At 46.3% G+C, this 17,793-nt stretch carries 18 protein-coding genes; 13 read left to right on the top strand and 5 right to left on the bottom strand.

Translation table 11 applies throughout. The features are described from left to right. Positions 1 to 64: 64 nt before the first annotated feature. Together Q1A08_RS02515 and Q1A08_RS02510 are read right to left on the bottom strand one after the other, a co-directional pair. The gene (locus Q1A08_RS02515; protein ID WP_299769294.1) at positions 65 to 778 is read right to left on the bottom strand and encodes a UDP-2,3-diacylglucosamine diphosphatase; all 714 of its coding nucleotides are present in this window, start codon (positions 776 to 778) and stop codon (positions 65 to 67) included. A gap of 14 nt (positions 779 to 792) precedes the next feature. Further along, positions 793 to 1,293 carry a peptidylprolyl isomerase gene (locus Q1A08_RS02510; RefSeq protein WP_299769291.1) on the bottom strand — a complete coding sequence of 167 codons (501 nt, stop codon included), beginning with the start codon at positions 1,291 to 1,293 and terminating at the stop codon, positions 793 to 795. Between the two features lie 278 nt (positions 1,294 to 1,571). On the opposite strand from Q1A08_RS02510, the gene Q1A08_RS02505 reads away from it, so the two are divergent. The 7 genes from Q1A08_RS02505 to Q1A08_RS02475 all read left to right on the top strand — a co-directional run bounded on the left by Q1A08_RS02505 (position 1,572) and on the right by Q1A08_RS02475 (position 8,748). Beyond that, positions 1,572 to 3,275 (top strand): glutamine--tRNA ligase/YqeY domain fusion protein, encoded by a 1,704-nt coding sequence (locus Q1A08_RS02505; protein ID WP_299769288.1) that lies wholly within the window; start codon positions 1,572 to 1,574, stop codon positions 3,273 to 3,275. An 85-nt stretch (positions 3,276 to 3,360) separates the two neighbouring features. Further along, on the top strand, positions 3,361 to 4,746 hold the full coding sequence (cysS, locus tag Q1A08_RS02500; RefSeq protein ID WP_299769285.1) for a cysteine--tRNA ligase: 1,386 nt from the start codon (positions 3,361 to 3,363) through the stop codon (positions 4,744 to 4,746). A gap of 31 nt (positions 4,747 to 4,777) precedes the next feature. Beyond that, a complete protein-coding gene (locus Q1A08_RS02495) occupies positions 4,778 to 5,506 on the top strand; it encodes a hypothetical protein (RefSeq protein ID WP_299769282.1) in 729 nt (242 codons plus the stop codon). 97 nt (positions 5,507 to 5,603) lie between these two features. Next, positions 5,604 to 6,581 (top strand): porphobilinogen synthase, encoded by a 978-nt coding sequence (hemB, locus tag Q1A08_RS02490; protein ID WP_299769279.1) that lies wholly within the window; start codon positions 5,604 to 5,606, stop codon positions 6,579 to 6,581. A 15-nt stretch (positions 6,582 to 6,596) separates the two neighbouring features. After that, a complete protein-coding gene (locus tag Q1A08_RS02485) occupies positions 6,597 to 6,821 on the top strand; it encodes a DUF3012 domain-containing protein (RefSeq protein WP_299769276.1) in 225 nt (74 codons plus the stop codon). Positions 6,822 to 6,854: 33 nt separating this feature from the next. Further along, a complete protein-coding gene (locus tag Q1A08_RS02480; RefSeq protein ID WP_299769273.1) occupies positions 6,855 to 7,670 on the top strand; it encodes an ion transporter in 816 nt (271 codons plus the stop codon). A gap of 250 nt (positions 7,671 to 7,920) precedes the next feature. Then, a complete protein-coding gene (locus tag Q1A08_RS02475) occupies positions 7,921 to 8,748 on the top strand; it encodes a trypsin-like serine protease (RefSeq protein WP_299769270.1) in 828 nt (275 codons plus the stop codon). A gap of 88 nt (positions 8,749 to 8,836) precedes the next feature. On the opposite strand, the gene ylqF is transcribed toward Q1A08_RS02475, so the two are convergent. Both ylqF and Q1A08_RS02465 read right to left on the bottom strand, forming a co-directional pair. Beyond that, a complete protein-coding gene (ylqF, locus tag Q1A08_RS02470) occupies positions 8,837 to 9,769 on the bottom strand; it encodes a ribosome biogenesis GTPase YlqF (protein ID WP_299769267.1) in 933 nt (310 codons plus the stop codon). Positions 9,770 to 9,793: 24 nt separating this feature from the next. Beyond that, positions 9,794 to 10,501: a hypothetical protein gene (locus Q1A08_RS02465; protein ID WP_299769264.1), complete on the bottom strand. Its 708-nt coding sequence runs from the start codon at positions 10,499 to 10,501 to the stop codon at positions 9,794 to 9,796. 120 nt (positions 10,502 to 10,621) lie between these two features. Between Q1A08_RS02465 and Q1A08_RS02460 the strand changes: the two genes are divergently transcribed. From Q1A08_RS02460 to Q1A08_RS02435, 6 genes are all read left to right on the top strand, one after another. Then, a complete protein-coding gene (locus Q1A08_RS02460; RefSeq protein WP_299769261.1) occupies positions 10,622 to 11,035 on the top strand; it encodes a thioesterase family protein in 414 nt (137 codons plus the stop codon). Continuing rightward, the gene (locus Q1A08_RS02455) at positions 11,035 to 12,093 is read left to right on the top strand and encodes a zinc-dependent alcohol dehydrogenase family protein (RefSeq protein ID WP_299769258.1); all 1,059 of its coding nucleotides are present in this window, start codon (positions 11,035 to 11,037) and stop codon (positions 12,091 to 12,093) included. Before Q1A08_RS02460 ends, Q1A08_RS02455 begins: the two co-directional genes overlap by 1 nt. Before the next feature lie 238 nt (positions 12,094 to 12,331). After that, a complete protein-coding gene (locus tag Q1A08_RS02450; RefSeq protein ID WP_299769255.1) occupies positions 12,332 to 13,435 on the top strand; it encodes a patatin-like phospholipase family protein in 1,104 nt (367 codons plus the stop codon). Between the two features lie 11 nt (positions 13,436 to 13,446). Further along, positions 13,447 to 16,086, top strand: a complete 2,640-nt coding sequence (gene hrpB, locus Q1A08_RS02445) for an ATP-dependent helicase HrpB (protein WP_299769253.1) — start codon at positions 13,447 to 13,449, stop codon at positions 16,084 to 16,086. Between the two features lie 13 nt (positions 16,087 to 16,099). Beyond that, on the top strand, positions 16,100 to 16,591 hold the full coding sequence (locus Q1A08_RS02440) for a peptidylprolyl isomerase (protein WP_299769250.1): 492 nt from the start codon (positions 16,100 to 16,102) through the stop codon (positions 16,589 to 16,591). Positions 16,592 to 16,749: 158 nt separating this feature from the next. Next, positions 16,750 to 17,409: an invasion associated locus B family protein gene (locus Q1A08_RS02435; protein WP_299769247.1), complete on the top strand. Its 660-nt coding sequence runs from the start codon at positions 16,750 to 16,752 to the stop codon at positions 17,407 to 17,409. Positions 17,410 to 17,540: 131 nt separating this feature from the next. Here the strand turns inward: Q1A08_RS02435 and Q1A08_RS02430 are convergent, their stop codons facing one another. Then, on the bottom strand, positions 17,541 to 17,792 hold the full coding sequence (locus Q1A08_RS02430) for a hypothetical protein (RefSeq protein WP_299769244.1): 252 nt from the start codon (positions 17,790 to 17,792) through the stop codon (positions 17,541 to 17,543). Position 17,793 lies beyond the last annotated feature (1 nt).

Raw genomic sequence — 17,793 nt, 5'->3', positions numbered from 1 at the left:
TTAAAATTAAACTACGACGCTTGCCAAATAATGCGCTACTTGCAAGCTGCTGCGTTGCTTATGCCTAGATAGGCCAAGATTCCAGCTTGATCTCATGTTGATTTGCACTGATACACCAAGCTTTATCGTGCCAATCACCCAAAACTATCCGTTCTTTGCCATTGTCTAAGGAATGTATGGCTGGGCGATGAGTATGGCCGTGAATTAAGATGTCAGCGTTATGCTCGGCCAAAACTTGTGACACGGCATCGCTGTTTACATCCATGATGTCTTCAGCCTTCATGGCGCTCATAGACTTGCTTTGTTGGCGTAACTGCTGGGCGAGTTGGCGCCTGACTTCCAAAGGCTGGGAGAGTAATTGCTCTTGCCAAGCAGGGTTACGCGCTTGCTGGCGAAAGGCCATATATTCCGCATCGTCTGTGCAGAGGCTATCACCATGCATAAGTAAGCAAGATTTACCGGCAACTTCTAAGAGGGTCGGCTCCGACAATAAGCTTGCGCCACTGGCATGGCAAAAGCGTTCACCATAGAGGAAATCGCGGTTGCCATGCATGATAAACACAGCGGTGCCGCCCTGGCTGAGCTTTAGCAATTGCTGCTGAATACAGGAAGCCAGGGGGGCGTCGTCGTCATCTCCGATCCAAACTTCAAAGAAATCTCCCAGGATGTAAAGTGCGTCGGCATTGCTTGCCCTGTCTTTAAGAAAGGTCAAAAAGCTTTCGGTCACCTCTGGGCGACTTTCATCAAGGTGTAAATCGGAGATAAACAGTAGGTTCATGGGCTTGGTCGCTATTAATCGCTAACGGTTACTTTCTCGATGACGATGCTTTCTTTTGGTACGTCTTGATGGCCCATCATGTTACCGGTAGAAACAGCCTTGATGCTATTGACGACATCCATACCTTCAACGACTTTGCCAAATACGCAATATCCCCAGCCTTGGCTGTTTTTTGCAGTGTGGTTTAAGAAGTTGTTATCAGACACATTGATAAAGAACTGGCAGGTAGCACTATGTGGGTCCATGGTGCGTGCCATGGCGACAGTGCCTAGGTCATTACTAAGGCCGTTATCGGCTTCGTTTTCAATGGCGGCGCGACGACCTTCCATTTTGTCTTCCATATCCGCTGTCATGCCACCGCCTTGTACCATAAAGCCGTCGATAACACGGTGAAAGATGGTGCCCTCGTAGAAGCCGTCTTCGGCGTATTGCTTAAAGTTAGCCGCGGTATTCGGGGCATTCTCGTGGTCTAGTTCAAGGCTGATATCGCCGAAATTGGTATGTAAAGTAATCATTTTATGTCCTATAACTGCTGTCACCGGTCGTTTATTAAGCCATTGGCTGCCGGAGGGTCAAAAACCAAAGGAAAAGGGTGCCGAGAGGGCCTTGGGGCGGCTATAATACGCGGTTTGACTGGGATCTCAAACTATGAAGCTCGAAAAGCAGTTTCATAAGCCAGTAAAAGGAATAGCCCTGTGCACAGCTGCCATAGTGGAACTGTGATATCTAGATACCAGCGGCTCTTCCGCCAGAGATCTCTATAAGCCAATGAAGTAAGGACAAAGCAAACGCCATGAGCGAAACGAGCAAACCGCTGAACTTTTTAGAGCAGATTATTAGCCAAGATCTTGAGGCCGGTAAACATCAAACTGTGACGACAAGATTCCCGCCAGAGCCGAATGGTTATCTGCACATTGGTCATGCCAAGTCGATCTGTTTGAACTTTGGCCTGGCTGAGCGTTTTGGTGGTCGCTGTAATCTACGCTTTGATGACACCAACCCGGCAAAAGAAGATCAAGAATACGTTGAGTCAATTGTTCGCGACGTAGAATGGCTGGGCTTTAAATGGGATGGTGAAATCCGTTATGCCTCTAGTTACTTCGAGCAGTTCTATCAGTGGGCCTTACAGCTAATTCAAGAAGGCAAGGCCTATGTTTGCCATTTGGATGCCGAGCAAACCAAAGAATATCGTGGTTGGGCAACCAAGCCGGGTAAAGACAGCCCCTATCGTGATCGCAGCGTTGAAGAGAACTTGGCTGAGTTCGAGAAAATGCGCGCGGGTGAGTATGAAGAGGGTGCTTGTGTCTTGCGGGCCAAGATAGATATGGCAAGCCCAAATATGAATATGCGTGACCCGATGTTGTATCGTATTCGTAAGCAAAGTCATCACCAGACTGGAGATAAGTGGTGTATATACCCAACTTACGACTTTGCCCATGGCCAAGAAGATGCGATTGAAGGCATTAGCCATTCAATTTGTACTTTGGAGTTTGCTGATCATCGCCCTTTGTATGAGTGGTTTATTGAAAACTTGCCGGTACCTAGCCAGCCTAAACAATATGAGTTTGCACGCCTTGAGTTGAACTACACCGTTACCTCGAAGCGCAAGCTGAAGCAGCTTGTGGACGAAGGATTTGTCGATGGCTGGGATGATCCTCGTATGCCGACCATATCAGGTTTACGCCGTCGCGGTGTTAGCCCTACAGCGGTTCGTCATTTTTGCGATCTGATTGGAGTAACCAAGTCGTCCAGTACTATCGATGTGGCAACCTTAGAGCATGCTATTCGTGATGATCTAAACAATGTTGCCCCTAGAGCGATGTGTGTACTTGATCCATTGCTGATCACGGTAACTAATTTTGATGAAGTAGCGAATGATGGTCATGAGCTTGTTGATGGTGTGGCGCAAATGTTACAACCGGTACACCCCAACGATGAAAGTCGCGGTGAGCGCCGTTTGCCATTCACACAAACTCTATATATTGATCGCGCTGATTTTAATGAAGATAGCAGCCTGTCTCGTAAAAAGTTTAAACGACTTGTGGCCGGTGAATATGTACGTTTGCGCGGCAGCTACGTCATTAAGGCGGAAGACATCATTAAAGACGATGCGGGTGAAATTACCGAACTAAAGGTCTCTTTGGTGCCTGGAACAGTAGGTAATAATCCCCCTGAAGGCATTCGGCCACGCGGTGTGATTCATTGGGTCTCGGCGACTCACAATGTGGATTGTGAGGTTCGACTTTACGATCGCTTGTTCAATGACGAAGCGCCTGATGCGGGAGATAAAAACTTTTTAGATTTTATTAACCCAGATAGCCTGAGCATTATTTCAGGTGCAAAGGCTGAGCTGTCTCTAGCGGATGCTGAGCCAGAACAGGCTTATCAGTTTGAGCGCGAAGGTTATTTCTGTTTGGACGCCAAACACAGTGAAGCCGATAAGCCGGTTTTCAATCGCACCATAGGCCTAAAAGACAACTGGGCTAACAAAGTATAGAGATTCGATATTCTGCGCGTTACTTACTAGTTGCCAGACGCTAGATGTAACTTTTGCGCAGGAGATCAAAAATAGAGTTAAGTTTATGCAACTGTACAACACCAAGAAACGAGAAAAAGAAGAGTTTAAACCAATCGACCCTGAACATATTCGTATGTATGTCTGCGGGCCGACTGTTTATAACTATGTGCATATTGGTAATGCGCGTCCGGCCGTTGTTTTTGACACACTTTATCGTGTTTTAAAGTCTGCCTACCCAAGGGTTAGCTATGCTCGCAATATTACTGATATTGACGACAAAATTATGCAGGCCGCAAAAGATAATGGCGAAACCATCCAGGACGTTTCCGAGCGATATACCCTTGCCTATGCCGAAGATATGGCCGCGATTAACTGCCTAGTGCCCGATATTATTCCAAAGGCGACAGAGCATTTGCCTGAGATGATCGAGATGATCGAAAAGCTCATCGCAAAAGGGCATGCCTATGAATCCGAAAAGCATGTCCTATTTGATGTTCGATCCATGGAAAATTATGGCGAGCTTTCAAATCGAAAGTTGGAAGATATGCTTGATGGTGCCCGTGTTGAAGTGGCTGACTACAAAAAGTATGCCGGCGACTTTGTACTTTGGAAGCCTTCAGTTGGTGATGAGCCGGGCTGGGAAAGTCCTTGGGGCTTCGGTCGCCCAGGTTGGCACCTAGAGTGTTCGGCTATGATTAAAAAGCACTTGGGTGAAAGCATTGATATTCATGGCGGCGGTAAAGATCTTATCTTTCCTCACCATGAAAATGAGATTGCTCAAAGCTGCTGCGCCAATGACGCTGAAGAGTATGTACGCTACTGGATGCACAACGGTTATATCAATATTGATGGCGAGAAGATGTCTAAATCCTTAGGCAACTTCCGCTTAGTCCGCGATCTGTTGAAAGCTTACCCGGGCGAGGTGTTGCGTTATGCCATTCTTTCGGCACATTACCGCTCGGATATGGATTTTTCTCAGAAGCTGCTGTCGGAATCAAAAGATAACCTAGATTATATCTACGGTGTTTTAAGAGACGAGGCTGATACCTCAAGTGCCGAATGTGAGCTTCAAAGCTTGCCTGTATTTGCGGCATTGCTGGATGATTTGAATACACGTGAGGCAATTACTCAGTTGTTGGCGGTAGCCAAGCGTTTGAAGTTAGCAGAGGCCAAAGACAAACCGGCTCTTAAAGGCGAGCTTATGGCCATCGCTAAGGTTTTAGGGCTGCTTGAGCAAGATCCTGAGCAATGGTTCACCCAGGGTGGAGCTGACGATTTAGCGGCTGAAGTGATCGAGGCGTTGATCGAAGAGCGGCTACAGGCACGTGCGGATAAAAACTTTGCGCGCGCTGATGAGATTCGTGATCAGCTAAAAAAACAAGGCGTTCTGCTTGATGACTATCGTGCTGAAGGCGGCGGTATCGCCACCAAATGGCGCCGAGAAAGCTAGGCTAGTATTGCGTAGATTGCAGGGGCGTTGAATGAAGTTATTAGCGTGGTCACTGGTATTGCTATGTGTGTTGAGCTTTTTTCTACGCAATCAATTTGAAAGCAATGTCTCGCTAGATTCACGCTTACTGAATGAGCCTCTGCAATACGCCGATGAGCACCAACGCAAGCAATTGCCGTTTGAGGATCGCCAGTACTTTGTTGATCGAAAGTTTCGCTATGAACTCTACGGCATGGTGGTTTCGTTTCGGGAGCACGATGGCGACCAAATGCTTCATAAAAGCTGGGGCGATCATTTGAATATTGCAGATGTCTGTGTGGTATGGAGCGATACTGCGCAGTCGCCTTTTCTAAACCAAATTGATTTTTGGAATGGCCAGTTCACTTGCAATGTGCGAACCTCGAGTAATGAAGCTTGGCAAAGCTTTAATATGAATCAGCTTTCAAATAACCATTTAATTAGCGCAGATCCATACATTCGAAAGAAAATTACCGATATCAATATCGGCGATCAAATTGTTATTAAAGGCTGGTTATCTGAATATGGTAATGATCAAGGTGCAATTCGAGGCACCAGTATTCGCCGGGATGATACCGGGAATGGTGCCTGTGAAACCATTTATGTTGAGCAATTTGAAGTGGTACGTGAAGCAAAGCGTTTGTGGAATAAGCTTTTTACAGTAAGCAGCGCTTTGTTGCTGCTGATGCTGGCTTGGTACTTCTTTAGCCCTTATAAACCTCGTGCAGAAAAAAGCCACTGATATTTCGGCTTGTTTAGGGCTAGTAGTTTGTTAGCTGGTACTATGTGTTAAACAAATAATTGTGTTGTTTAAAACTAAACTAATTTAAGAGACAGTAATGACGACGACTCCTGATTTTCGTTTTAGAAGGCTACGCCGTACCAAAGTTCTACGACAGTTGGTACGAGAAAATCATTTACGCCCTGAAGACTTTATTCTGCCAATTTTTGTTGAAGAGGGCATTCAGGAGCCGGTTGAAATCGCCAGCATGCCAGGCGTTAAGCGATTCCCTGAAACTCAGTTAGGGGGCGAACTACGTCGTTTATGGCAGCTTGGTGTTAAGGCCGTCATTCTTTTTGGTGTCAGTCAACATAAAGATGACTGCGGCAGCGATACTTGGAACGACAAGGGTTTAATGGCTCGTTGCATTAGAACGGCCAAAGCCGCTACGCCAGATATGCTAATCATCAGTGATAACTGTTTTTGCGAGTATACCGATCATGGTCACTGTGGTGTGGTGCATGATAATGATGTTGATAATGACTCCACGCTAGAGAACCTACAGGCACAAGTGATAACCGCTGCACGTGCCGGTGTCGATATGATTGCTCCGTCGGGCATGATGGATGGCATGATCGCCGCCATTAGAGAGGCGCTCGACAGTGAGGGCTATACCCATATACCGATTATGAGCTACTCGACAAAATTCGCCTCGGCGTTTTATGGTCCGTTTAGAGATGCGGTTGACAGTAACTTTAAAGGCACTCGCAATACCTACCAGATGGACCCCGCCAATGGCCGTGAGGCCTTAGCTGAATCCTTGCAGGATGAAGGCGAGGGTGCCGATATTTTGATGGTTAAGCCCGGCATGGCCTACCTCGACGTTATCCGTGAGATACGTGACGGCAGTAATCAACCCTTGGCGGTATACCATGTGAGCGGTGAGTACGCGATGATCAAAGCGGCCGCCGCCGCTGGCGTTATCGATGAGAAGTCTATTGTTCTAGAAAGCATGATTGCTTTTAAGCGTGCCGGTTGCGATTTGATTTTGACCTACTATGCCGAAGACATCATTAACTGGCTAAAAGAAGAGTAACGGTACGAACCTTATATGTTGAAAAAATTCACCTTTTTTCTGCTTGGGCTTAGCGTGCTGTTATTGTTGTTTGCTGCGCTCGTTGGACCAGAAGAGCTTGCGCTCTTTTTAGGCAGCGAAGACACGGTTCAAGCACCGCAGAATACAAGTGCATCGCAATGGTGTGCTGATATGGAAAACAAACCCAACAAACAGTGGCAAGAAGGTGATTTTCAGCGCTTTGCCGAAGAGTGTTTGTAAGATCAATCGATAGCTAGATAAAGTAGAAATGATATGGTGAAAAAAGCAACTGTTGAAGACAATGTTTTTACTCGCTTGATGGCCAATAAGGCTTTTGAGATGTTTGTTGTCTCGGTCATTATATTGTCCGCCCTAGTTGTCGGTGCAAAAACCTATGCTGTCCCTCCAGCTGCTCTCAAAGTGTTGGCGGTTTTGGATTGGGTGATTACTTTTATCTTTTTGATCGAAATTAGCATTCGCTTTATTGCTGAGCCCAATAAGAAAAGGTTTTTTCATAAAGCCTGGAATATATTCGACACCTTGATTGTTGTGGTGAGTTTGATTCCCATCGAAAATGGTGAGATGGCATTACTTGGGCGATTGATCCGTATTTTTAGGGTGCTGAGGATGGTTTCTATCATTCCAGAGTTGCGGATGCTGCTGAATTCCCTAGCTAAGGCTTTGCCGCAGCTGGGTTATGTCATGCTTTTGATGTTTATTATTTTTTACATCTATGCCGCTATAGGCAGTACCTTATTCCACGAGATTAACCCGGAACTCTGGGGCGATATCAGTATCGCGCTATTGACCTTGTTCCGGGTAATGACCTTTGAAGATTGGACCGATGTCATGTATGAAACCATGGCGGTTTACAAACTGAGCTGGATCTTCTATCTAACCTTTATTTTCTTTACGGCCTTTGCTTTCTTAAACATGATCATTGGCATCGTCGTGAATGTCCTGGAAGAAGAGCACAACCGAGAGCGCCAGGAGGCCGCCGAAGCTAGTGGTGAGCCAACAATGTTTGATTTGCAAGATCAGTTAAAAGACATTCAAGAACAGTTGGCGCACCTAAAACAAACTAAATAAAGTCACGACGGTTGTCGAGCAATTAACCGGCCACATTAGCAATATGCTTAAGTGGCCACGGCTTAATGAAGAAACAATCTTAACGTTGTAAGTCGCCTAAAGTGCTTATTCTGCGGCGCATGCAGCGCAATTCTTTGCTGTGGCAATCGCTGTAATCGATTGTATACATTCTAGCCTCACATTCTTGGCTACACTTGCTAGAGCTTGAACCATTTTGTTCAGTTTTTTAGCGCAAGCAAGGAGCCTCGCCATGCATCATAAACTGCAGATGTCGGTATGTCTGACCATAGTCTTGCTAGTTGTTTGTGGGCAACTTGTTGCTGAGGAATCCTCTCGTACTACCAGTATTCCCCACCATTTGCTGTTAGACGATCAGGCCAACAACTCTAAAGTAATCACCTTAGATGAACGGGGCTTACACCTAAATTACCCGAAACAGCGCCAACAAGTGAACTCTAAGTTGTGGCCGTGGCGTGCAATTGGCCAGGTCAATGTTGCGGCCTCTCACTATTGCAGTGGCGTGTTAATAGCCAAAGATAAGGTTCTTACTGTGGCCCACTGTCTTTGGGATGCTTATAACAAGGATTGGTATGGCCCATCGGAAATTCATTTTGTGGCGGCTTATGCGCGCGGCGACTATTTAGCGTATAGCCGGATTGAATCATTCCAAGCGGCCGGCAAGTTCAATGAAAAAGGTGAAATAGATTTGGACTCTGTTCATACCGATTGGGCCATACTTCATCTGCGGCAAGATATAGGGCTTGAGGTAGGTTTTTTAGATCTATCTCGGGAGCACACTGTTACTGCGGGTGATGTGATTAGTCTCGCTGGCTATCGTCGCGATCGCCCTGAGGTATTAACGGCCCAGCTTAACTGTAAGCTGCTGGCTTGGAATAAAGATGGCTCTGCCTTTGATCATAGTTGCGAGATTATTCAGGGCGACTCTGGCGGGCCAATTTTGCGACGCCGAAACGGCGAATGGCAGGTTTTAGGTATTCAATCTCTGGAGGCTAAAACGGAAGCGCGACGGTGGGGAGTGGCGGTGGCCAGCAGGGCGGTTAAATCTGCTAGCCGCTAGTTACTAATCTCAATATTCAGCCATCAAGAATCAAACATCAAGTACCAGCCGCCAAGCACTAAACCAATACTCAAGGTCGGGCAAGTAGTTAGGTCTTGTGGTTGCCACGTTGTGGAGCTCTTGCTTTTCGGCGAGCTTCTTTTTGAGCTTCTTTCTCTGCTTTTTTACGTTCAACCTCGATCAGTTCTTTGGCGATCATTTCTGGTGTCTCCAGAGTTATCTCTCCGATGACTCCGCCACGAAGATCTTTGATGAGCAGTTCAGAAACCTTATGAAGGTCTGCTCTCCCGCCCGCTCTAACACAAGCTCGACGCTTCGCTATCGCTTCTAGGTTTTCGATCTCGCTTTCAAATACCTCTTCTAATTGATAGCGCTCTTGTAGTTGTTCAGAGTAGTGGCGCTGAAGAAAGCCAATCGCATAAAAAGCGATGTCTTCATATTCCATAGCCGTATCTTTAATGGCGCCAGATACGCCAAGTCGATAAGCACTGTGCTCATTTTCAACTTTAGGCCAGAGCATTCCTGGGGTATCCCATAACATGATGCCATTGCGTAGATTAATTTTTTGTTGTCCCTTGGTGACAGCAGGCTCATTACCCACCTTGGCGATGGAACGCCCGGCTAGGGTGTTTATCAAAGTAGACTTGCCGACATTCGGTATGCCTAAGATCATCGCATTGATGGTTTTAAACTGATTGCTATCCGGTAGTAGTTTGCGGCATAGATCGGGCAAGATTTTAGCTTTCGAATTATGATCATTACTTACTAGCAGTGTTTTAACGCCAGCCTCTTGTTCGAAGTGCTGTTGCCACAACTCCGTCATTTTGGGGTCAGCCAGATCGGTTTTGGTAAGTACTTTGATATTAGGTTTATTGCGACGAAGCTCGGCAATCATTGGGTTTTGGCTGGAATAGGGCAGGCGCGCATCCAAAACCTCAATATACAAATCAATTTGCGAGGCCGCTTCACGAACTTGCTTTTGGGCCTTGTGCATATGCCCTGGGTACCACTGAATGGCCATCTTTAAAATCCTATGAAGTTGTACTTATTGCTGGCTGGCCACTTTAAAGCTTGGGTCATTTAGCAGTGGTTGGCTTAATTTATGAAATTGGCGGGGCGCAATATACTGCAAAACCTCTTTGCCATTTTCACTTAACGCAATATCTAGGCCCTTTTGGGGGTAGAGGTAATGAGTCAGTTCCTCTGAATGCAGCTGGGTTTCGGGAGTGCCAAAGCGATTGTTGATGATGCCGTCATCAAGATTAATCGCCGGGATAAAGCTAATGCCTGCGATGCTGGCTTGCTGTGCAAGTTGCCAATCGCTTTCTGTCGGTAACAGCTTGCGTGCGCCACTGGCCATATAATCGCCATGCTCAAGGTTTTGAATCATCTGTTGTAGCTGGCTTGCTGGTATATCGACCAATAAGATCAATTTGCCTTGCAGTGGCCCCGCCTTGTAATGGCTGATGTAACTTTCAAGGCTGGCATTGTTTTGCTGGTCGATAACGATAGCGCTCTCACTGTCCTTGCCAATGATTTCTAGGGCTTGAGCAAGGGTAGTTTGACCGAGTCTAAGTCCAAAGACTTCACTGCTGCCATCTTCAAATTGCTCTATCTGCCAAGGAAGCCCTTTGACAATACGCTCTGGAGGGCTGTCAGGTGCCGGACCGCAGGCACTTAGCAATAGGCAGAATAGGCTTGAAGCGCCCGCTGCCAATAGCCTTTTTCTGTCAAATTTCGCCAAAATATTCATGCTAAAATCGCCTATAACTAGCCGTCTACAAAGGCTCTAGTATAACAAAGAGCGATAAAGGTAAAAACCAAACTTGCCGCTAAGACGTCTACTCACGCTAAGCAATAATAAGGATAAGCAATGCTGGTAGAACACTTTATGCCTCGCTTCTGCGAGACTGATGCCCTGGGGCATATTAATAATGTCAGCTACAGTGCCTGGGTTGAGCAGAGCCGAACCAGTTTGCTGATGGGGGATCGTGCCGTAGAGCTGCCGGCCGGCTTCAATTTCGTCTTGGCAAACGTCAATATGGATTTTATGGCTGAAGGTTATTTCGGACACCAGGTAAGCAATCACAGCTGGATCGATAAAGTGGGTAATAGCTCATTGCAGATTCGTACGGACATCTTTCAGCAAGATCGCCAACTGCTTAAGGCAAGTTCAACATTGGTGTACTTCGATTTAAAGAACAAGCATACCTGTCCAATGCCTGCAGAGTTCATAGAAAAAATTACCGAAGCGATTAAACAAAACAATGACAGAGGTGCAGTTTGATGAAAGCGCTTGTTGCAACAGGCTTTGCTGAAGATTTAACCAATATGCAGCTGCAGCAGCGTGAGCTGCCAGAGCCGTCCCCTAATCAAGTTAGAGTTAAGATGCTTCGCGCGGTCATTAACCCTTCGGATTTCAATTTTATTCGTGGCGATTACAAAGACGCCTTGCAACGTCTTATATGGAATTATCAACAAGAGCAGTGTTGCTTCGATCCGGCCCGAACAATGCCTTATCCCGAGCACCCTTATGTATTGGGTGGAGAAGGTGTGGGGATCGTCGAGGCCTGTGGCAGTAGTCTTTTGGCGCGACGGCTAAAAGGTAAGAGGGTGGCTATTAGCGCCGGTCCGCCTGAAGGTAGCTGGCAGGAATATACCCTTGTCGATGCCAAAAAAGCGATACCGGTTCCAGAACAGCTCAGCCATGAGCAGGCTGCAATGTACACGATTAACCCATTGTCTAGCTTTGCCATGGTGCGCAAAGTGCTAAAAGTAGAAGCTGGAGAGTACCTGTTACAGAGTGCTGGAAACTCTGCCTTGGCAAGAATGGTAATCGCCTTGAGTAAGGAGTTTGGATTTCGTACCATCAATATTGTGCGCGACAGTTCTCAAAAAGACGAGCTGAAAAGTTTGGGAGCCGATGAGGTGATCGTCTACCCGGAGGAAGATCTGCTCGAGAAGGTTTCTTCGATTACGGGCTCCCGTGGTGTGCGCTATGCGATGGATTGTGTTGGTGGGCAGCTCACTAGCGATATGTCGCGCTGCCTATCGGTAAACACCACCATGCTGCTTTATGGCACTTTAGCTGCGAATGGTTTCTCAGTGAACAGCCGTGATCTAATGATGCCCGGTTGTCGAATAGAAGGTTTTTTTGCTGGGAACTGGCTTGCTCAGCAATCTACCTTAAAACTGATTTCGACGATTCGGCAGATGGCAAAGCTCTCGGCAAAAGGTATTTTTAAGGCTGAGGTCGCTGAAGTGTTTGCGCTGGAAGATTATCTAAAGGCACTTGAGTTAAGTCAGCAGCCCTCTCGCGGTGGAAAGGTGTTACTGAGTTTTTGATAGTCATTGCCGCTATGGCTAGAAAATCTTGTTTTTGGCGGCCATTTATTAGGTTCGGACACTTAAGTTCTTAAGTCACTGCTAAAAGCCTTAAGTTAGAGTATTAAAATAAGGCTTTTCGCTGTGCTGATACTTTACGCCGTTTAGCTTATCATTACCGCCTCGATTGCTATCGGCGTATCATTTAGATCCTGATGGCTTACCTTAAATACCATTAGATTACTGTTTTTCGGTCACTATGGCTCTATTAGAAATATCCGCGGGCGCAAAGGCTAAGCGACATATACAAGAACACGGTTTAAAACCACAAGATATCCAAGCCATTTTTGGCGCTTCCGGTGCTGCCAAGTGGTTAGCAATATACGGTTTGGATCGTGCAGTATTTGAACAGTGGCTGCCGCAATATTTCGATGGTGAGAAAAATGATGCGGTAATTGATAAGGCTATCTCGCCAATCAAGCTCTATGGCACCTCCGTAGGAGCTTGGAAGTTGGCAGCGGCCTGCCAAGCTGATCCAGGGCCAAGCTTAGAGCGTTTAGCGAACGCTTATATCAACCAAAGCTATGGCCGAAAAGCGAAGCCAGCGGAGGTGGTTTATCAAACCGAACGAATTCTTGATACATTGATGCCTGAAAATAAGCTCGATGAGTTATTGCAGCATCCTTACCTTAGGTACAGCTGCGGTGCCGTAAAGTGTCACAGCTTTTTATCTAGAGAAAAATCCTTTAGTTTGGCACTGGGAATGAGTGAAGGCTTTGTTCGTTCAGTCAGCAACAAAAATTATGGCGCAATGTTTGATAGGGCAGTCTTTAGCGACGCAAGAGATTTACCAGAGTTAAAAGACGAAGCCGGTGTTCAAACCCAACATATACCATTAAGCCAGCAAAACTTACGTGAGGCTTTGCGCGCTTCAGCGGCCATTCCCTATATTATGGATCCAATATCCGGAATAGAAGGGGCAAGCGAAGGTTTGTATCGCGATGGCGGCTTGCTGGATTATCACCCGATACCCAGTCGTTTTTGGCAAGCAAGTGGTTTGGTTTTATATCCGCATTTTTACAATTACTTGGTACCGAACTGGTTCGATAAATTCTACGCTTCGCGTAAAGCCAGCGCCAAGCAATTGGACAATGTCATAATGCTATCGCCAAGCGCTGAGTTTGTGGCTGCTTTGCCGGATGGCCGCTTACCTGATCGAAAAGATTTCTCTATTTACAAAGGGCGCAACGAAATTCGACAACAGCGCTGGCGACAAGCGATGCACGCTAGCACCCAGCTAGGCGAAGAATTTTTGTCTTGGGTTAATGGCGATGATCTAGCGGCCAAATTAAAAGATTTTTAAAACCGATTGCTATGTCTGCTGCATCAAATCTATTAGCGAATATTACGCTACCAGAGCTTCCGATAATTGAATTGCTTGACGAATTAGCCGAGGCTTTGGATGGTCAGCAAGACACCCTGATCTTACAGGCTGCGCCGGGAGCCGGTAAAACCACTGTGCTACCTCTATTGGCCTTAGCGATGCCATCCCTTGCACAACAGAAAATTATCCTACTGGAACCTAGACGATTAGCCGCAAAAGCGGCAGCTGAAAGAATGGCCAGCCTCTTAGCTGAGCCCGTAGGGAAAACCGTGGGCTACCGCGTAAGAATGGAGAGCCGTGTCAGCCAAGAGACTCGTTTGGAGGTCATGACTGAGGGTTTATTTATTCGTCGCCTGCAACAGGACCCTGAGCTCAAGGATGTTGCTCTGATCATTTTTGATGAATTGCATGAGCGTCATTTAGATGGGGATTTGGCGCTGGCACTTGCGCTGCAATCCAGAGAAATATTTAGAGATGAACAGCCCCTTAAGATGCTGTTGATGTCGGCGACTTTGCAAAGTGAGCAACTGCAAGAGAGCTTTCCCGATGCACCTCTTATCGCCAGCGAAGGTCGCCAGTACTCGGTAAGTGTGGATTATTTTCCTGAGCTTTCTATTTATGGCAAATCTCGCCGGGAACTATGCGAAGCTATTTCTCGAGCTATTAAGATTGCCTTAGGGAAACACGAAGGTTCGATTCTGCTGTTTCTTCCAGGGCAAGGCGAAATTCAAAGCTGCCTTCAGTATTTAGAGGAGCAGTATCAAGCCGGAACGATTAGCGATCAATCGATCTTAAAGTTTGTGCCCTTATATGGTGAATTGGCATTAGAAAAGCAGTTTCAGGCGATTGCTCCTGCTAAGAATGGTGAGCGTAAAATTGTGCTGGCCACTGATATTGCAGAATCCAGTTTAACCATCAAAGATGTCAGCATTGTTATTGATGGTGGCTTAAAAAGAAGTTCTGCTTTTGATCTTAACACCGGCATGAATCGCTTACTTACTGAGCGCAGCTCTAAGGCAAACAGCAAGCAAAGAGCTGGCCGAGCAGGGCGAACAAAAGCGGGCTTTTGCCTGCGCCTTTGGAGTGAAAGTGAACAGCAAGGCCTAGCTGAACACGGTCAAGCTGAAATACTCAGGGCTGATTTAAGTAATCTCTGCTTGCAGTCGGCAGCTTGGGGGGCCGAAAGTCTCGATGAGCTTCATTGGTTAGATAAGCCACCCGTTGCAAATGCTTGGCAAGCGCATGATTTATTGCACTCTTTGCAAGCTATAGAGCACTCGAGCATCACTGCTGACAGTAATCAGCAGCCTGGCTTGGCAATCACGGCTCATGGAGAGGGCCTAGCTAAATTACCATTGCATCCGCGTTTAGCACATATGATTTCCTTGAGTAGGGAGCACAATGTAGCCGAAGAAAAGCTAGCTGAAAAGCTGGCGGCTTTATTACTGGAAAAGGACCCTTTGTCCTCGCAAGCCCATAGCTGTGATATTGGCTTACGCCTGCAATGGCTAAATGATAACAGTCAGCAAAGAGCTTCCATCAGAAAGCGTATCAACGCCAGTGTACAACAGCTAAGAAAACAGCAGCTTGAAAAACCCAATGTTGTAAGGTTTGAGGATAAAGCCACACTCGACGTTACCGAACTACTGCTGCTTGCCTATCCTGATCGCCTGGCCAAACGTATTCGTGAAACCGACAATGCCGAGGTTATTTATCATCTAAGTAACGGCCGTCAAGCGATTTTGGATGCCGCAGACCCGATTGCAAAGGAGCATTTTTTAGTCGTAGCGCAATTGGGTGGCCGCAAAGGGCAGCAATATGACCGAATTTATCTTGCTGCTGCAGCTGATCACAATAGTGTATTAAGCCATTGCTCGGATGAGCTCAGAGTAGACCACTTTGTCGATTGGGATAAAAGGCTAGGGCGCTTTATAGCACAGGAGCGCCACTATTTCGGAAAGCTATTACTCGATAATAAGCCGATTGAAAAGCTAGATCCCGAAATCAAAGTTCAAGCGTTGTTACGCTATATAAAACAGCATCACGGTGATTGTCTATCGCTTAACGAAGAGGCCCGGCAACTAAGCGCGCGGATTAATATCATGCACAAAAATGCGCCTGATAAAATGCCCTTTGCGGTGAGTTGGCCGAGCATTTTGGATAGGATAGCGCCGGTTTTAGAGCCTCAGTTGACTAGAATTGACAAACTTAGCCAGCTCGAAGCGCTGGATATCGCTGTAGCGCTAAAGGCCATTATTGATTGGGAGCAACAGCAGTACTTAGATCGGCATTTGCCTAGCAAAATTAAAGTCGCCAGTGGCAGCTTTAAAGATATTAATTACTTAACTGGTGAGCCCGAATTATCGGTAAAGCTACAAGAAATGTTTGGTGCCAAACAAGCGCCCACTTTATTAAATGGCCGCTTGGCCATTAAGCTTCAGTTACTATCGCCGGCTGGACGTGCATTGGCACTTACTAATGATTTGGAGAGTTTTTGGGAAAATGCTTACCAAGATGTTAAAAAAGAAATGCGTGGCCGTTATCCTAAACACCCATGGCCGGATAATCCGATGGAGGCAATCGCCACTGCTAAGACAAAAGCTTCTCTAGCACGAGAGAAGAAAAACTAAACGAGAGTGAGTTATGAAAATCAGTAAAGACAAAGTTGTTTCTTTCCATTACCGACTTTGGAATTGTGCAGAAGAGCCTTCAGTCGAGTTGGAATCCTCCCATGGCGAACAAGCTAGCCTGTACTTGCATGGCTACGGCAATATTTTACCGACGCTAGAAGAGGCGATGCTAGATCACGAAGAGGGTGATGTCTTTAGTGTTGCCTTGAGCCCAGAAAAAGCATATGGCTTGCGTCGTGACAATTGGCAGCAGCGCGTGCCAATCAAGCATTTACTCGGTAACAAAAAGCCCAAGAAAGGTGACATCGTTCATATCAATACCGACCAGGGCCAAAAGCAAGCAACCGTTCTTAAAGTTGGCCTTAAAAATGTCGATGTTGATGCGAATCATCCTCTGGCAGGTAAAGAAGTTCAGTTTGATATTGAAATCTTGAGCATCCGCGAAGCTAGCAACTCCGAGATCGACCATGGCCATGCCCATGGACCCGGTGGCCATCAACATTAAAGCAGGGCATACTTAGCTAGGGTCTGTTAACACTAATTTTGCAGTGATGGCTGAATGAGTGTTGTCAGGTCCTAGTGAGCAGAAAGGTATTGCTTTTCTGCTACTCGACCCGGATGTATATAATATAAATAGAAATCACTAAAGGAAGAGGGTGTGATATGGATAAACGACGCAGTCAGTCTAAGGACTTTAATCTTCGTAGGGGTTTTGCACTAATAACATTGTTATTTGCGGCGAGTGCTAGCTTGCACAGTAGCGCGCAAGCTGAACTGAATGGCAATGTCGCTAAGACCACCACCTTGAGCAAACCTAACAATTTACCTGATGAAGCGGCTAGTAGCCCAGCAACAAACCCTAGCGCCCAAAGAGAAACTGATCGAACAGTATTTAAAGATTGGGTGCTAAATTGTGGCGACGGAGACTGCATTGTTCACCAATACATCCTCGACGAAAAAAAACGCGTTATCAGCTCTGTATCATTACATCAAAAAGCCGATTCAATTCTAATCACCTTTACCGTGCCATTAATGACGCGTATCGATCATGGTGTCGATCTCAGTATTATTCGATACGATGGTAAAGAGATATATAAGAAAAATTACGGTTATTCCTATTGCACCCAGATAGGATGCATGTTGACCTACACACTCGGTGACGAATTGATTAAACCAATGCAGGCGGGGCGTAAATTAAAGCTGGCCTTTGCGGCCTTGGATGGCCGAGTGGTTAATTCTATTCACTCTTTGTTTGGCTTTAGCAAGGCTCTTGAGCATTTTAAAGAACTTCCTGCGATCGCCAAAACTAAGCTTAAACGCTAGCTAGTTAGATAGACTAAAGATTTCTGATCAAGCGCCTTTGCTGGCGCTTGTATTGTTTTTTGGTTGGTTTGATTTGAGACGCAAAGAAAGTTTTTCAAAATCTAGGGGCTGGTGGGTATTTTTAAAGCCTCTTAGGAGGCTAATTCTAACCCGCACAAAATTTCAAGTAGCTGTACCGCGCTGAGAGATTCACCCATGGCTGATTCGGTTTCTTGACTCATTTCGATAGCCCCTAAAGCGAGATCTACTGCGGCTGTTTCCAACAAAATCTTTGCCTGCCTTGGTAGCCCTTTCTCGGCCACTCTTGACTCAAATTGCTGGCATATAAGCTCCAATTCCGCGGAATGGATATTGTGCTTAGCGAGTAGTTTTTGTGGGTCCATT

Origin of the sequence: uncultured Pseudoteredinibacter sp. (assembly GCF_947500695.1) — a bacterium.
Taxonomy (GTDB): domain Bacteria; phylum Pseudomonadota; class Gammaproteobacteria; order Pseudomonadales; family Cellvibrionaceae; genus Pseudoteredinibacter.
Note: the sequence above shows the minus strand (reverse complement) of the source record. Positions and strands in the feature narration are given on the sequence as shown.

What these genes read in the sequence shown, in the direction of transcription:
- Q1A08_RS02515 (WP_299769294.1), bottom strand. Translation starts at nt 778, where the DNA reads ATGAACCTACTGTTTATCTCCGATTTACACCTTGATGAAAGTCGCCCA.
- Q1A08_RS02510 (WP_299769291.1), bottom strand. Translation starts at nt 1,293, where the DNA reads ATGATTACTTTACATACCAATTTCGGCGATATCAGCCTTGAACTAGAC.
- Q1A08_RS02505 (WP_299769288.1), top strand. Translation starts at nt 1,572, where the DNA reads ATGAGCGAAACGAGCAAACCGCTGAACTTTTTAGAGCAGATTATTAGC.
- cysS (WP_299769285.1), top strand. Translation starts at nt 3,361, where the DNA reads ATGCAACTGTACAACACCAAGAAACGAGAAAAAGAAGAGTTTAAACCA.
- Q1A08_RS02495 (WP_299769282.1), top strand. Translation starts at nt 4,778, where the DNA reads ATGAAGTTATTAGCGTGGTCACTGGTATTGCTATGTGTGTTGAGCTTT.
- hemB (WP_299769279.1), top strand. Translation starts at nt 5,604, where the DNA reads ATGACGACGACTCCTGATTTTCGTTTTAGAAGGCTACGCCGTACCAAA.
- Q1A08_RS02485 (WP_299769276.1), top strand. Translation starts at nt 6,597, where the DNA reads ATGTTGAAAAAATTCACCTTTTTTCTGCTTGGGCTTAGCGTGCTGTTA.
- Q1A08_RS02480 (WP_299769273.1), top strand. Translation starts at nt 6,855, where the DNA reads ATGGTGAAAAAAGCAACTGTTGAAGACAATGTTTTTACTCGCTTGATG.
- Q1A08_RS02475 (WP_299769270.1), top strand. Translation starts at nt 7,921, where the DNA reads ATGCATCATAAACTGCAGATGTCGGTATGTCTGACCATAGTCTTGCTA.
- ylqF (WP_299769267.1), bottom strand. Translation starts at nt 9,769, where the DNA reads ATGGCCATTCAGTGGTACCCAGGGCATATGCACAAGGCCCAAAAGCAA.
- Q1A08_RS02465 (WP_299769264.1), bottom strand. Translation starts at nt 10,501, where the DNA reads ATGAATATTTTGGCGAAATTTGACAGAAAAAGGCTATTGGCAGCGGGC.
- Q1A08_RS02460 (WP_299769261.1), top strand. Translation starts at nt 10,622, where the DNA reads ATGCTGGTAGAACACTTTATGCCTCGCTTCTGCGAGACTGATGCCCTG.
- Q1A08_RS02455 (WP_299769258.1), top strand. Translation starts at nt 11,035, where the DNA reads ATGAAAGCGCTTGTTGCAACAGGCTTTGCTGAAGATTTAACCAATATG.
- Q1A08_RS02450 (WP_299769255.1), top strand. Translation starts at nt 12,332, where the DNA reads ATGGCTCTATTAGAAATATCCGCGGGCGCAAAGGCTAAGCGACATATA.
- hrpB (WP_299769253.1), top strand. Translation starts at nt 13,447, where the DNA reads ATGTCTGCTGCATCAAATCTATTAGCGAATATTACGCTACCAGAGCTT.
- Q1A08_RS02440 (WP_299769250.1), top strand. Translation starts at nt 16,100, where the DNA reads ATGAAAATCAGTAAAGACAAAGTTGTTTCTTTCCATTACCGACTTTGG.
- Q1A08_RS02435 (WP_299769247.1), top strand. Translation starts at nt 16,750, where the DNA reads ATGGATAAACGACGCAGTCAGTCTAAGGACTTTAATCTTCGTAGGGGT.
- Q1A08_RS02430 (WP_299769244.1), bottom strand. Translation starts at nt 17,792, where the DNA reads ATGGACCCACAAAAACTACTCGCTAAGCACAATATCCATTCCGCGGAA.